Genomic DNA, 14,637 nt, shown 5'->3' on the forward strand with positions numbered 1-14,637 from the left:
GTTAATTTTAACGAATCAAAATCGAAGTCGGCTTTTTGTTTGTTGATTATTGAATATTACCTCCATTCTGTTGCTTAATCATAGGCAACAGGACACAGGAGTACACATAATGAAAACCGCTTACATTGCCAAACAACGTCAAATTAGCTTCGTAAAATCTCATTTTTCTCGCCAGCTGGAAGAGCGTTTAGGTCTGATCGAAGTTCAGGCTCCGATCCTCAGCCGCGTTGGAGATGGTACGCAGGATAACTTGTCGGGCTGTGAAAAAGCGGTGCAGGTGAAGGTTAAAGCATTGCCAGATGCTCAATTCGAAGTGGTTCATTCACTGGCGAAGTGGAAGCGTCAAACGTTAGGACAACACGACTTTAGCGCAGGCGAGGGGCTGTACACGCATATGAAAGCCCTGCGTCCCGATGAAGATCGCCTCTCCCCGCTGCACTCAGTGTACGTTGACCAGTGGGACTGGGAGCGCGTGATGGGCGACGGTGAGCGTCAATTCTCAACTCTGAAAAGCACGGTAGAGGCTATCTGGGCGGGAATTAAGGCCACCGAAGCTGCGGTTAGCAAAGAGTTTGGTCTGGCACCGTTCCTGCCAGAGCAGATCCACTTTGTTCATAGCCAGGAGCTGTTATCTCGTTATCCGGATCTTGACGCAAAAGGTCGTGAACGTGCGATCGCTAAAGAGCTGGGCGCGGTATTCCTGGTGGGGATCGGCGGTAAACTCAGTGACGGTCACCGTCATGATGTACGCGCGCCGGATTATGATGACTGGAGTTCAGCGTCTGAGCTGGGTCATGCCGGTCTGAACGGTGATATTCTGGTCTGGAACCCGGTTCTGGAAGATGCGTTTGAGCTGTCTTCTATGGGGATCCGTGTGGATGCTGACGCTCTGAAACACCAGCTGTCTTTGACCGGTGATGAAGATCGCCTGAATCTGGAATGGCACCAGGCGCTGCTGCGTGGTGAAATGCCGCAGACGATTGGTGGGGGGATTGGGCAGTCGCGTCTGACCATGCTGTTGCTGCAATTACCGCACATTGGCCAGGTTCAGTGTGGCGTATGGCCGGCCCAGGTACGTGAAAGCGTCGCTTCTCTGCTGTAACAATTAACGCCGCCAGCGTCTGAGCAGGCGGCTTCGCATCCCGGTATCAAAGCGCCAGATATGATCGAAAATGCGCATGATGCCGGGTTTGCCATGTGCTGACATCGCTACCGCATGAAAACGGTGCTGGTGCACCCGCTGTAATTCCCCCACTTTGCTGACGACTTCATCGGGTAATCGCTGAGCGATAAAATCTGAGATAACCACCGCATCGGCATCAAACCATTCCCGACCCTGCATGCGTTCAATAATGGCGCGAAAACAGCTGGCAATATCAGTACCGCCACGAAAGCGCTGACTTAAAAAGCGGATCGCCTGTTCGATGCCCTCCGGACCGGAAAGCTCATAGCGCACCACTTCTGTTGAAAACAGCATAATGAAACAGCGCCGGTTATCGGCAAGGGCGACGCGCATTAGCGCCAGGCAAAAGGCTTTCGCACACTGCTCATTAAACCCGCCCATCGATCCTGATGTATCAACGCAGACGATAAAAGGTCCGCGCGGCTGCTCGTCAAAATCCTGATGCACCACCGGACGTTCTGTTACCTTCTCACGCCATGCTTCGCCGTGCAGGCGGTAGGTCAGCAGTTGCTTTTCCACCAGCCGTCGGTAGAACTCGTATTCCAGTTCGGTTATGCCCAACGTGGCCAGTTCTGGCGGTAGCAGGCGCAGGATATCGTCACTTTGCTGGATGCCATCCACCTGCTCCGGGACCGTTGCCGGTTCGCGCACCAGGGTACGGAAGGTTTCCATTGGCGCATCTTTACGCGGCACGGATTTCGCCTCTCTGGAACGACCTAACTGCTCGGCCAGCCGCTGGAGTTCGGGTTGTTGCGTCAGAAATTCGCCGTATTTCACCATCAACTGATAATCACCGCGCTTGATTTGGCCCGCGCTCATATCCCACAACCGGCCTGCAGCGTTATCATTTTCCGCCAGAACGGGTTCCAGTTGTCCGCTAAGGGTCATCCGTTCCTGTACTTCACTGAGCAAATGCTCGCGCTCTTCTTCCAGCAGTTGCTGATTCAGCGTTGTGGTTTGCACCACCAGGCTCAGGCGCCAGCGCTGGAGAAAAAGCGTATGTAGGGCGGGCGTAAAGGTGCTGTTGTCATTGACCAGTTGCTGCGCTTGCCCAGCCCAGGGCGAATGGAGTCGGTGCAATAGCGATAATATTTGCGGTAGTTGAACGATAAACTGCGCATGAGAGAGGAGCTGGCTTTGTTGATAACAAATGACTTCTTCTGCCAACTCCGGCGGCACATGGGTATCTTTGAGGCGGCTACGCAAAGATTCGCGCCAGCGGGGAATATCGTCAGTGATCGCTTTTTTAAGGCGAGGAAATTTTTTAAAAAATACCACCATCTTTGGGGAAGCCAACAGGGCGACGATCATCTCTTCGATCATCGCCTCTTCGCTGACTGCCAGCATTATGTTGAGTGTATCAAGGGTCAGCATTGTTGCGCCTGGCGGATTTGCGCCCCGACATCCTGCAGGCTGGCCTCAATGCGGCCTAACCAGTCGCTATGAATAAACAGGCATTTTTGCTGTTCGCTGAATGCGCTGTGCTGCTGATGCCACTCGTTATCGAGCGCTTCAAGCTCCTGCTTTATCTCTGCGGGCATACTCTCTTGCGAAGCCCCCGGCAGCGCCAGGCGAGAACCCTGTAAACTGACATCGCGCACAACCAGATGCTGTGCACTATCGACTTCCATATTCAGTGTTTGGGCAAAGCCGATCCCGTTTAATTTTCCGCGGATTTCACCGCCTTTTGTTAGCCACAGTTCCAGCGCACTGCGTTCAAAAGCAATATGGATAACTTCCATATCATGCAGCTTTAATGGCTTTTGTAGCAGTAATGTCACGACTGAGGACGTAGCTTCTGGTGGTAAATCATAATGAGGACGACGACTGAACATGCCACCCTGACGGATTACCGTGAACGCCGTTTTGTCGCTTTGTTGCTGCTGGAGTTGAATGCGGCGCTGCACAATACTGCCCAGGCGCGTCAGCATGGCTTGCTGCTGCCAGGCGTGTCCGGTCATCAATATTTCAAGCTGCTGTTGCATCAGATTCAGGCTTTGCGCGTCGTACCACAGACAATCTTTCAGCAGGATCAGGTCGATAGGTACTACCGCATCACGTCCGCTAAAGAAAGCGCTGGCCTGGAGTAAGCGGATCGCTTTTTTCCAGCGACGATCGGACACGTAGGGGGCATTCGGTAGCGTGTCCAACTGCTGGCGTAGGGTGAAAATAAGCTCAAACACGCGATCGGGAAGCTTGATGGCGCCAATGTCTTTTTGCCACTGGTGATACTCTTCATCCGTCACCTGCAATGATGCCGGGACCGGGTTGTCGCTTTCATCCTGCTGACTTAGCAGCATGGAGCGGAAATTGGCCTTGTCCTGAACTTTATCCAGCCACAGACGAATCAGCATACGGTCGTACAGCGCTTCCAGGCTGCTGTCGGCTTCAGGCAGTTCGTTGGAAGCGGCAACCAGCAGACGCATCGGAATTTTTTCTTCATACGCGCCGTTGCGGAAGTGACGTTCGTTAATGGCGGTCAGCAGGGTGTTAAGAATTGCCGGGCCTGCTTTCCAGATTTCATCGAGAAAAACGATTTCAGCTTCAGGAAGATAGCCCACCGTTAAACGTTCATAGCGACCTTCGTCTTTAAGGGCCTGAATGGACAGCGGGCCGAAAACTTCTTCCGGCGTAGAGAAGCGCGTCATCAGGTATTCAAAAGCGCGTGCATTTTGGAAGGCAAACTTCAGTCGGCGGGCAATTAAGCTCTTTGCGATCCCCGGGGGCCCTAATAAGAAAACGCTCTCGCCGCTGAGTGCTGCCAGCAGACACAGACGAATGGCGTGGCTACGTTCAAAAAGTCCCTTTTCCAGCGCATTGCTCAGACGGGAAATTCTTTCCGCTAATAAATGTGGGTGAGCCATAATGAAGTGGCGTCCTTTCGCCAAATGTACTGCATAAACTGCGAGTATAGATGCTTCACACCATTGCAGTAATAGACTGAAGGTGCGCTTATTTTTCTTTGAGCCAGATTAATCTGGTCTCATTTAGGGGTACGATTTTGTGATTAATCGTGCATACTGTGCGCCTTTTTGTGGGCCAAGGGACGACGCACACATTTCTTATATATACACCAAATCAATCAAGCTGCACCAAGGCGGCAATGGAGTTTTCTCCTGGGATGGGGGGAATAACGAATGCAGCCCACACGGAGTGGCTTGAAAGATGATGTGTATAAACGAAAGACGAGTCTATGAGCACTGATAATAAACAATCATTGTCTGCGATTACCCTTGCAGCCATTGGGGTTGTCTACGGTGATATTGGTACCAGCCCACTTTATACGCTTCGTGAATGTTTGTCCGGCCAGTTTGGTTTTGGCGTTGAACGTGATGCCGTATTTGGTTTTCTCTCGCTGATTTTCTGGCTGCTGATCTTTGTTGTCTCCATTAAATACCTGACGTTTGTCATGCGCGCAGATAACGCCGGAGAAGGCGGGATCCTGACGCTGATGTCATTGGCCGGGCGCAATACCTCGGCGCGAACAACCTCCATGCTGGTCATTATGGGATTGATAGGTGGCAGCTTCTTCTATGGTGAAGTGGTGATTACGCCAGCCATTTCGGTGATGTCTGCGATTGAAGGTCTGGAGATTATTGCCCCGCAACTGGATACCTGGATTGTTCCGCTCTCGATAATCGTACTGACCCTGCTGTTTTTGATTCAAAAACACGGTACCGGCATGGTCGGTAAGCTGTTTGCGCCGATTATGCTGCTGTGGTTCCTGACGCTGGCGGTTTTAGGCGTACGCAGTATTATTGGCAATCCGGAAGTACTGCAGGCGCTAAATCCGTATTGGGCGGTGCATTTCTTCCTTGAATTCAAAACGTTGTCTTTTATTGCGCTGGGTGCGGTGGTGTTGTCGATTACCGGTGTTGAAGCGCTGTATGCGGATATGGGCCACTTCGGTAAGTTGCCGATTCGCCTGGCATGGTTCTCTGTGGTGTTGCCTTCACTGGTACTGAACTATTTTGGTCAGGGGGCGCTACTGTTAAAGCATCCTGAAGCGATCAAAAACCCGTTCTTCCTGTTGGCGCCAGACTGGGCGTTGATCCCGCTACTGATCCTCGCTGCGCTGGCGACGGTAATCGCTTCGCAGGCGGTTATCTCCGGTGTGTTCTCGCTGACGCGTCAGGCCGTGCGTTTGGGATATTTATCGCCGATGCGCATTATCCATACCTCGGAAATGGAGTCGGGCCAGATCTACATTCCTTTCGTTAACTGGATGCTCTATTTTGCGGTGGTTATTGTGATTGTGAGTTTTGAACACTCCAGTAATCTGGCCGCGGCGTACGGGATTGCGGTAACGGGGACGATGGTACTGACCTCTATTTTGTCGACCACCGTGGCGCGCAAAAACTGGCACTGGAATAAATACTTCGTCTTCCTGATCCTGGTGGCATTCTTGTGCGTCGATGTTCCGCTGTTCTCCGCGAACCTCGATAAACTGATTTCCGGCGGTTGGCTGCCTCTGACGCTGGGTCTGGTGATGTTCACCATCATGACCACCTGGAAAAGTGAACGCTTCCGTCTGCTGCGTCGTATGCATGAGCACGGTAACTCTCTGGAGGCGATGATTGCTTCTCTGGAGAAATCGCCACCGGTACGCGTGCCGGGAACGGCTGTATATATGTCCCGCGCACTGAACGTCATCCCGTTTGCGCTTCTGCATAACCTCAAACATAACAAGGTGCTGCATGAGCGCGTTATTCTGCTGACGCTGCGCACGGAAGATGCGCCCTATGTTCACAACGTGCGTAGGGTGCAGATTGAGCAGTTATCGCCCACCTTCTGGCGCGTGGTTGCCAGCTACGGTTGGCGCGAAACGCCGAACGTGGAGGAAGTGTTCCATCGCTGCGGTCTGGAAGGCTTAAGCTGCCGGATGATGGAAACCTCCTTCTTCATGTCGCACGAGTCGCTGATTGTCGGCAAACGACCATGGTACTTGCGTCTGCGCGGTAAGCTGTATCTGCTGTTACAGCGCAATGCGCTGCGTGCGCCGGACCAGTTTGAAATCCCACCGAACCGGGTTATTGAGCTCGGTACTCAGGTCGAGATTTAATCTCATCGACGCCCTCTTTCATCGCGAAAGGGGGCGTTTTGTTTTGCCCCTCCCAGTTTTCATTTCATCTAATGATAATCCTTGCGAAACGTTTCGATGGCGATCACATTTTCGTAACGTCGCGGTGGTTTTCTGTCCACTCTTCGCACTACACTTATCTCCAGCGAAACGTTTCGCTAGTGGGGAAAGAAAATGAAGAAAGGCACGGTACTCAACTCTGAAATTTCATCGGTGATCTCCCGTCTGGGGCATACCGATACGCTGGTGGTGTGTGATGCAGGTTTACCCATCCCGAACAGCACAACGCGTATCGATATGGCATTAACCCAGGGCGTACCTTCTTTTATGCAGGTACTGGATGTGGTCACACGTGAAATGCAGGTCGAGGCGGCCATTCTCGCGTCGGAAATTAAACAACATAATCCGCAACTCCACGAAACGTTGCTCAGCCACATTGAGCAACTGCAACAACACCAGGGAAACACCATAGAAATTCGTTACACCACGCATGAACAATTCAAAAAACAAACCGCAGACAGTCAGGCGGTAATTCGCAGCGGAGAGTGTTCTCCGTATGCGAATATTATTCTCTGTGCTGGCGTCACGTTCTGAGGCCATCATGAACGCATTACTGCAACTCAAAGGGATCGATAAAGCGTTCCCGGGCGTAAAAGCGCTATCCGGCGCCGCGCTGAATGTCTACCCAGGCCGCGTAATGGCGCTGGTGGGCGAAAACGGTGCGGGTAAATCCACCATGATGAAGGTGCTGACCGGAATCTACACCCGTGATGCCGGTTCCTTATTGTGGCTGGGGAAAGAGACCACCTTTAACGGCCCGAAATCCTCCCAGGAAGCCGGAATCGGTATCATCCACCAGGAGCTGAACCTGATCCCGCAACTCACTATCGCTGAAAACATTTTTCTCGGTCGTGAGTTTGTGAATCGCTTTGGCAAAATTGACTGGAAGAAGATGTACGCCGAAGCCGATCTGCTGCTCGCCAAACTCAATCTGCGCTTTAAAAGCGACAGGCTGGTCGGTGAGCTGTCGATTGGCGATCAGCAGATGGTCGAAATTGCCAAAGTGCTGAGCTTTGAATCGAAGGTCATCATTATGGATGAACCGACGGATGCCCTCACCGACACCGAAACCGAATCCCTGTTCCGCGTCATTCGCGAACTGAAATCCCAGGGACGCGGCATTGTCTATATTTCTCACCGCATGAAAGAGATCTTCGAGATTTGCGACGACGTAACCGTCTTCCGCGATGGGCAGTTTATTGCCGAGCGTGAAGTCGCATCGCTTACCGAAGACTCGCTGATTGAAATGATGGTGGGACGTAAGCTGGAAGATCAGTACCCGCGTCTGGAAAAAGCGCCGGGTGATATTCGCCTGAAGGTCGATAATCTGTGCGGTCCTGGCGTAAACGATGTGTCATTCACGCTGCGTAAAGGCGAGATCCTTGGCGTATCGGGGCTGATGGGGGCTGGGCGTACCGAGCTGATGAAAGTGTTGTACGGCGCATTGCCGCGTACCAGCGGCTACGTCACGCTTGATGGCCATGAAGTGGTTACCCGTTCGCCGCAGGATGGACTGGCTAACGGCATCGTCTATATTTCTGAAGACCGTAAACGCGATGGTTTAGTGCTCGGCATGTCGGTGAAAGAGAATATGTCACTGACCGCGCTGCGCTATTTCAGCCGTGCAGGCGGAAGCCTTAAACATAAAGATGAGCAGCAGGCGGTGGGTGATTTTATTCGCCTGTTCAATGTTAAAACGCCATCGATGGAACAGGCTATCGGCCTTCTTTCCGGTGGTAACCAGCAGAAAGTGGCGATTGCGCGCGGTCTGATGACCCGGCCAAAAGTGCTGATCCTTGATGAACCAACGCGCGGTGTTGACGTTGGGGCCAAGAAAGAAATCTATCAGCTTATCAACCAGTTTAAGGCCGATGGGCTGAGTATCATTCTGGTCTCTTCTGAGATGCCAGAAGTATTGGGCATGAGCGATCGAATTATCGTTATGCATGAAGGGCATCTCGGCGGTGAATTCACTCGCGAGCAGGCCACTCAGGAAGTATTAATGGCTGCCGCTGTGGGCAAGCTTAATCGCGTGAATCAGGAGTAAAAAAGATGACTACCCAGGCTGTTTCTGGTCGCCGTTATTTCACTAAAGCATGGCTTCTGGAGCAAAAGTCGCTCATCGCTCTGTTAGTGCTGATCGCGATTGTTTCCACCATGAGCCCTAACTTTTTTACCGTTAATAACCTGTTCAACATTCTTCAGCAAACGTCGGTGAACGCCATCATGGCGGTTGGCATGACGCTGGTTATCCTGACGTCGGGTATCGATCTGTCCGTCGGTTCCTTGCTGGCGCTGACCGGTGCGGTTGCGGCTTCGATTGTAGGGATTGAAGTCAATGCGCTGGTGGCTGTTGCTGCGGCCCTGGCGCTCGGCGCTGCCATTGGCGCGGTAACCGGGGTGATTGTCGCGAAAGGTCGCGTGCAGGCGTTTATCGCGACTCTGGTTATGATGCTGCTGCTGCGCGGTGTGACCATGGTCTACACCAACGGCAGTCCGGTAAACACCGGGTTTACTGACAATGCCGATCTGTTTGGCTGGTTCGGGATTGGTCGTCCGTTAGGCGTCCCTACGCCGGTGTGGATCATGGGGATTGTCTTCCTCGCGGCGTGGTACATGCTGCATCACACGCGTCTCGGTCGTTATATTTATGCGCTGGGCGGTAACGAAGCGGCAACGCGTCTGTCCGGTATCAGCGTGAGTAAAATCAAAATTATCGTTTACTCCCTGTGCGGTCTGCTGGCATCGCTGGCGGGCATCATTGAAGTGGCTCGTCTCTCCTCTGCGCAGCCGACAGCAGGTACCGGCTATGAGCTGGATGCTATCGCCGCGGTGGTGTTAGGCGGTACCAGCCTGGCGGGCGGTAAAGGACGTATTGTTGGGACGCTGATCGGCGCATTGATTCTTGGTTTCCTCAATAATGGTTTGAATTTGTTAGGTGTATCCTCCTATTACCAGATGATCGTCAAAGCGGTGGTGATTTTGCTGGCGGTACTGGTAGACAACAAAAAGCAGTAACAACGATTACAGGACATCTTAAATATGAACATGAAAAAACTGGCTACCCTGGTTTCTGCTGTTGCGCTGAGCGCCACCGTGAGCGCGAATGCGATGGCGAAAGATACCATTGCGCTGGTGGTCTCCACCCTCAATAACCCATTCTTTGTGTCTCTGAAGGATGGCGCGCAAAAAGAGGCGGATAAGTTGGGCTACAACCTGGTGATTCTGGATTCACAGAACAACCCGGCGAAAGAGCTGGCTAACGTTCAGGATTTGACGGTTCGCGGGACTAAAATTCTGCTGATCAACCCGACTGATTCAGATGCCGTGGGTAACGCCGTGAAGATGGCTAACCAGGCGAAAATTCCGGTGATTACGCTTGATCGTCAGGCGACCAAAGGTGAAGTTGTCAGCCATATCGCGTCTGATAACGTGCTGGGCGGTAAAATTGCGGGTGATTACATCGCGAAGAAAGCAGGTGAAGGCGCGAAAGTTATCGAACTGCAGGGGATTGCCGGAACTTCAGCGGCGCGTGAGCGTGGCGAAGGTTTCCAGCAGGCCGTTGCGGCACACAAATTTAACGTACTGGCCAGCCAGCCGGCAGACTTCGACCGCACTAAAGGTTTGAACGTCATGCAGAACCTGCTGACCGCGCATCCTGATGTGCAGGCCGTATTTGCTCAGAACGATGAAATGGCGCTGGGTGCGCTGCGCGCACTGCAAACCGCGGGTAAATCTGATGTGATGGTGGTTGGATTTGACGGCACTCCAGATGGCGAAAAAGCAGTAAATGATGGCAAACTGGCTGCGACCATTGCTCAGTTGCCGGATCAGATCGGCGCGAAAGGCGTTGAGACTGCGGATAAAGTCCTGAAAGGCGAGAAGGTTCAGGCTAAATATCCGGTTGACCTGAAGCTGGTCATCAAGCAGTAATACCGATTCAGGTCGCTCGCGGCCTGATGGAGACATAAATACGCCATCCCCGTATCTGGTTTTGGGGATGAAAGCGTAAAAAGAAAAGCAGGGCACGCGCCACCCTAACCCGGTGGCGCACTTTGACTTGGAACACCAAATATGAAAACCGCAGGCAACCTCGTTGTTCTTGGCAGTATCAATGCCGATCACATCCTTAACCTTAACTCTTTCCCGACACCTGGTGAAACCGTAACCGGTAGTCATTATCAGGTCGCATTTGGCGGTAAAGGCGCGAATCAGGCTGTTGCTGCGGGTCGTAGTGGCGCGAATATCGCATTCATTGCCTGTACGGGCGATGATGATATTGGCGAAAGTGTGCGTAAACAGTTAGCCAAAGACAACATTGATATTGCGCCGATTAGCGTAATTTCGGGGGAATCGACCGGTGTTGCGTTGATTTTTGTGAATGGTGAAGGTGAGAACGTTATCGGCATTCATGCTGGAGCTAACGCAGCGCTTTCGCCAGCGCTGGTGGAAGCACAGCATGAGCGTATCGCGCAGGCGTCTGCTTTACTGATGCAGTTAGAGTCGCCGATCGAAAGCGTTCTGGCTGCGGCAAAGATTGCACATCAAAATAAGACCATGGTCGCCCTAAACCCGGCTCCGGCACGTGAACTTTCTGACGAGCTGTTGGCGCTGGTAGATATTATTACCCCGAATGAAACCGAGGCTGAAAAGCTGACGGGGATCCGGGTTGAAAATGATGAAGACGCGGCCAAAGCGGCGCAGGCATTGCATGCTAAAGGAATCCATACTGTACTGATTACCTTAGGGAGTCGCGGTGTGTGGGCCAGCGTGAATGGCGAAGGTCAGCGAGTACCCGGTTTTAAAGTGGAAGCCGTTGATACTATTGCCGCCGGAGACACCTTTAATGGCGCGTTAATTACAGCGTTATTGGAAGAGACTCCGCTGCCTGAAGCGATCCGTTTTGCGCATGCCGCTGCGGCGATTGCGGTTACCCGTAAAGGCGCACAGCCTTCCGTTCCGTGGCGCGAAGAAATAGAAGCGTTTTTAAGTCAACAGAGGTAACGCTTGGCTACAATGAAGGACGTCGCCCGCCTGGCGGGTGTTTCCACGTCGACGGTTTCTCACGTCATTAATAAAGATCGCTTTGTCAGTGAGTCTGTCACTGACAAAGTAGAAGCTGCGATTAAAGCGCTTAACTACGCTCCCTCCGCGCTGGCGCGTAGCCTCAAGTTAAACCAGACCCGCACGATTGGCATGTTAATCACTGCCAGTACCAATCCCTTCTATTCTGAGCTGGTGCGCGGCGTTGAACGTAGCTGTTTTGAGCGCGGCTACAGCCTGGTGCTGTGCAATACCGAAGGCGATGAACAGCGCATGAACCGTAATCTGGAAACGCTAATGCAAAAACGCGTGGATGGTTTGCTGCTGCTCTGCACGGAAACACATCAGCCTTCCAGAGAGATAATGCAGCGTTATCCTTCTATACCGACCGTGATGATGGACTGGTCGCCCTTTGATGGTGAAAGCGATCTGATTCAGGATAACTCCCTGCTGGGCGGGGATTTAGCCACGCAACATCTTATCGAAAAAGGTTTTACGCGCATTGCCTGCATCACCGGGCCGCTGGATAAAACCCCGGCGCGTTTGCGTCTGGAAGGATATCGGGCGGCAATGAAGCGGGCGGGCTTGCCTGTCCCGGAAGGCTACGAGATTACCGGTGACTTTGAGTTTGGTGGCGGTTTTGAAGCTATGCAAACGTTGCTGTCGCATAAACAGCGACCGCAGGCCGTTTTTACCGGCAATGATGCAATGGCGGTTGGCGCGTATCAGGCTCTGTACCAGTCGGGATTGCGCATTCCGCAGGATATGGCGGTGGTGGGTTATGATGATATCGAGCTGGCGCGCTATATGACGCCTCCGCTGACGACCATACATCAACCAAAAGATGAATTGGGCGAACTGGCCATCGATGTATTAATCCATCGGATGGCCCAGCCCGCATTACAACAACAGCGTTTGCAGCTTACTCCTGTTTTGATGGAGCGGGGGTCGGTTTAGGTTTGTGCCGATCTTTGATCAGGTTACGTCCATCTTTGGCCTTTAGCAGCATGAACATCAGCGCGGATATTACCGTGATAGCGCCCATCGTCATAAAGGTGTAATGGAACTGCTCTACCGTATTGGTTCCTTCCATACCTTCATAGATACGCAGAACGGCGGCGCTGATGGCAACCCCTAAACTGATTGATAACTGCTGAGTAACGGCCAATACGCTGTTGCCGCTGCTGGCGTTTTCATCAGTCAGATCCGCCAGAGTGATAGTATTCATTGAGGTAAACTGGGTGGACATCGCCATACCTAAAATGAACAGCGGCAGGATCAGCATCCAGACCGGCATGGCAGGAGATTGCAAAGCGAACTGCGCAATCATCAGGCCGATAAAAACCGTAACACCCACCAATGTGGTCCTGTAGCCGAGTTTGCGCAGAACCTGCGTCACCATGGATTTTGCCAGAATTGAACCCAACGCCGTTGGCGCCATCATACAACCGGCTATCAGAGCCGGATATCCAAAGCCTACCTGCAACATCAGCGGCATTAAGAAGGGCACGCAGCCTGTGCCCAGGCGAGTGGCGAGGTTGCCGGCGATCCCAACAGAAAAGGTTCGAGTCTTAAATATCGGAAGAGATATAAGTGGCGTTGGGTGACGACGAGCATGGCGAATATAGGCGAGTAGTAACAACACACTGGCAAGAATAATACCGAGTGCGATCCAGGTAGCGACAAGCTTCTCACCGAACAATTCAACGCCGCTGGAAAACAACACCAGGCTCAAACCAAACAGAAAGAAACCGGTCATATCAAAACCGCGGCGTGGGGTGGTGAAGTTCGGCATATATTTGCGGGCATAGAAGATACCGGCAATGCCAATTGGAATATTAATCAGGAAGATCCAGTGCCAACTGGCCCATGTAACCAGTACACCGCCCAATACCGGACCTAAAATAGGCCCCACAAGTCCAGGCATGGTGACGAAGTTAAGCACGGGAAGCAGTTCACTGCGAGGGTAGGCACGCAATAACGCCAGACGGGCAACGGGCATCATCATGGCGCCACCGATCCCCTGAATGACACGGAAAATCACCAGCTCGCTTAGGGAGCTGGACAGCGCACAGGCCAGCGATCCCAACGTAAACAGGCTAACAGCAATCATAAAGACGCGTCGGGTACCAAATCGGTCTGCCAACCAACCACTTACCGGGATCAGCATCGCGACCGTCAGAGTATAACTGATGATGGCCGACTGCATGGCGAGCGGAGAGCGGTTAAGACTATGTGCTATTGCGGGTAGGGCGGTATTGAGGATAGTGGCGTCTAGTGCCTGCATAAAAAAGGCCATGGCTGCTATCCACGGTAGCCCGGCCATACTGCGTGATTTCTTTTCCGACATATTATTTATCCGGTAGCACGTTCGGTGCTATCAGCAATGCCTGACAAGCAGCAAAGGCGCGATCGCCATCGTTATCATCTATTGCATCGACAATGGCCTGGTGCAAATCCAGTTTCACCACATCGTTATAGGTAATAGAGGTAAAGTAGGTCTGGTAAACCGAATGGAACAGAGATGCAAAGGAAATAAGGAACGGATTCGCACTCATTTCATAGATGTGTTCATGCCAGGCTATATCAACCTCAATCCAGCGTTCGCGTCTGAAGTTTCTTTTCAGCTCGACCATCTCTTCCATCAGCGTGTTGAGGTGCGCTTTCTGTTCAGCCGTACCAATGGTCGCCGCCAGTAAACACGCCTGAGGCTCCAGGCTGATACGCATCACCAGAAAATGTTTAATGACCTGCGGGAAATTATCTTCCGTCATCCACCAGGTGAGCAGTTCCTGGTCGAGGAAGTTCCAGTTTGCTTGCGGCATGACGCGTGTGCCGATACGTGGGCGTGGTAATACCATACCTTTTGCCGTTAACGTTTTTACCGCCTCTCTTACCGCGGTGCGACTCACACCAAACTGATCGCCCAGCTCTATTTCGCCAGGCAATATAGCGCCCGGCGCGTATTCACCTTTTAATATTCGCTGAGCCAGCTTTTCGGCCAGAACGTAGGACAAGTTTTTCTGTGCGGCTAGCTGTTGGGCATTTAACGGCATGAATGTTCTTCCTTACTCTTTTTCTTATTCATTAGTATGCCACCTGGAAGTGTGATTGCGGCTGCAAAAACGGCAATTTGCTTATTTTATGGCATGTTAATGGTTGTTTTGGTGAAAAAACACGCATTCAGAAAGTTATTTTAAATTTCCCCTTGTCAGCCTGAAATAACTCCCTATAATGCGCCTCCACTGACACGGAACAACGGATTACAAGC

The 14,637-nt window shown here is 52.2% G+C and carries 12 protein-coding genes; 8 read left to right on the forward strand and 4 right to left on the reverse strand.

The annotated features are described in order from the left end of the window. The first annotated feature begins 109 nt into the window (after nt 1–109). Nucleotides 110–1,102, forward strand: coding sequence for an aspartate--ammonia ligase (gene asnA / locus OGX66_RS04890; protein WP_003844416.1), 993 nt, complete (start codon nt 110–112; stop codon nt 1,100–1,102). Between the two features lie 3 nt (nt 1,103–1,105). Here the strand turns inward: asnA and viaA are convergent, their stop codons facing one another. Next, entirely contained in the window at nt 1,106–2,557 is a 1,452-nt protein-coding gene (gene viaA, locus OGX66_RS04895) for an ATPase RavA stimulator ViaA (protein WP_003023773.1), read from the reverse strand. Next, complete coding sequence (gene ravA, locus OGX66_RS04900; RefSeq protein ID WP_003844414.1) at nt 2,551–4,047, reverse strand: ATPase RavA; 1,497 nt, start codon at nt 4,045–4,047, stop codon at nt 2,551–2,553. Before ravA ends, viaA begins: the two co-directional genes overlap by 7 nt. A 329-nt stretch (nt 4,048–4,376) precedes the next feature. Here ravA and kup point away from each other — a divergent pair, with 329 nt between their 5' ends. The 7 genes from kup to rbsR all read left to right on the forward strand — a co-directional run bounded on the left by kup (nt 4,377) and on the right by rbsR (nt 12,323). Next, a complete protein-coding gene (gene kup, locus OGX66_RS04905; RefSeq protein WP_003023768.1) occupies nt 4,377–6,245 on the forward strand; it encodes a low affinity potassium transporter Kup in 1,869 nt (622 codons plus the stop codon). 192 nt (nt 6,246–6,437) lie between these two features. Then, nucleotides 6,438–6,857 (forward strand): D-ribose pyranase, encoded by a 420-nt coding sequence (gene rbsD / locus OGX66_RS04910; protein WP_003023766.1) that lies wholly within the window; start codon nt 6,438–6,440, stop codon nt 6,855–6,857. Nucleotides 6,858–6,864: 7 nt separating this feature from the next. Then, nucleotides 6,865–8,370 carry a ribose ABC transporter ATP-binding protein RbsA gene (gene rbsA, locus OGX66_RS04915; protein ID WP_003023764.1) on the forward strand — a complete coding sequence of 502 codons (1,506 nt, stop codon included), beginning with the start codon at nt 6,865–6,867 and terminating at the stop codon, nt 8,368–8,370. A gap of 5 nt (nt 8,371–8,375) precedes the next feature. After that, nucleotides 8,376–9,341 (forward strand): ribose ABC transporter permease, encoded by a 966-nt coding sequence (gene rbsC / locus OGX66_RS04920; RefSeq protein WP_003023762.1) that lies wholly within the window; start codon nt 8,376–8,378, stop codon nt 9,339–9,341. A 24-nt stretch (nt 9,342–9,365) separates the two neighbouring features. Beyond that, entirely contained in the window at nt 9,366–10,256 is an 891-nt protein-coding gene (rbsB, locus tag OGX66_RS04925) for a ribose ABC transporter substrate-binding protein RbsB (protein WP_088902911.1), read from the forward strand. 141 nt (nt 10,257–10,397) lie between these two features. Further along, nucleotides 10,398–11,327, forward strand: coding sequence for a ribokinase (gene rbsK, locus OGX66_RS04930; protein ID WP_003023758.1), 930 nt, complete (start codon nt 10,398–10,400; stop codon nt 11,325–11,327). Between the two features lie 3 nt (nt 11,328–11,330). Next, entirely contained in the window at nt 11,331–12,323 is a 993-nt protein-coding gene (gene rbsR / locus OGX66_RS04935) for a ribose operon transcriptional repressor RbsR (RefSeq protein WP_003023757.1), read from the forward strand. Here rbsR and mdtD read toward each other — a convergent pair. Together mdtD and OGX66_RS04945 are read right to left on the reverse strand one after the other, a co-directional pair. Beyond that, on the reverse strand, nt 12,289–13,716 hold the full coding sequence (gene mdtD, locus OGX66_RS04940) for a multidrug transporter subunit MdtD (RefSeq protein ID WP_003023755.1): 1,428 nt from the start codon (nt 13,714–13,716) through the stop codon (nt 12,289–12,291). The two genes, rbsR and mdtD, sit on opposite strands and share 35 nt — an antisense overlap. Before the next feature lies 1 nt (nt 13,717). Continuing rightward, entirely contained in the window at nt 13,718–14,422 is a 705-nt protein-coding gene (locus OGX66_RS04945) for a FadR/GntR family transcriptional regulator (protein ID WP_003023753.1), read from the reverse strand. Nucleotides 14,423–14,637 lie beyond the last annotated feature (215 nt).

The organism is Citrobacter sp. Cf072 (assembly GCF_030334485.1).
Taxonomy (GTDB): Bacteria; Pseudomonadota; Gammaproteobacteria; order Enterobacterales; family Enterobacteriaceae; genus Citrobacter; species Citrobacter freundii.

Bases quoted from the DNA above. Each gene is read 5' to 3' on its own strand.
- ravA (WP_003844414.1), bottom strand. From the start codon at position 4,047: ATGGCTCACCCACATTTATTAGCGGAAAGAATTTCCCGTCTGAGCAAT.
- rbsB (WP_088902911.1), top strand. From the start codon at position 9,366: ATGAACATGAAAAAACTGGCTACCCTGGTTTCTGCTGTTGCGCTGAGC.
- rbsK (WP_003023758.1), top strand. From the start codon at position 10,398: ATGAAAACCGCAGGCAACCTCGTTGTTCTTGGCAGTATCAATGCCGAT.
- rbsD (WP_003023766.1), top strand. From the start codon at position 6,438: ATGAAGAAAGGCACGGTACTCAACTCTGAAATTTCATCGGTGATCTCC.
- rbsA (WP_003023764.1), top strand. From the start codon at position 6,865: ATGAACGCATTACTGCAACTCAAAGGGATCGATAAAGCGTTCCCGGGC.
- OGX66_RS04945 (WP_003023753.1), bottom strand. From the start codon at position 14,422: ATGCCGTTAAATGCCCAACAGCTAGCCGCACAGAAAAACTTGTCCTAC.
- asnA (WP_003844416.1), top strand. From the start codon at position 110: ATGAAAACCGCTTACATTGCCAAACAACGTCAAATTAGCTTCGTAAAA.
- kup (WP_003023768.1), top strand. From the start codon at position 4,377: ATGAGCACTGATAATAAACAATCATTGTCTGCGATTACCCTTGCAGCC.
- viaA (WP_003023773.1), bottom strand. From the start codon at position 2,557: ATGCTGACCCTTGATACACTCAACATAATGCTGGCAGTCAGCGAAGAG.
- mdtD (WP_003023755.1), bottom strand. From the start codon at position 13,716: ATGTCGGAAAAGAAATCACGCAGTATGGCCGGGCTACCGTGGATAGCA.
- rbsC (WP_003023762.1), top strand. From the start codon at position 8,376: ATGACTACCCAGGCTGTTTCTGGTCGCCGTTATTTCACTAAAGCATGG.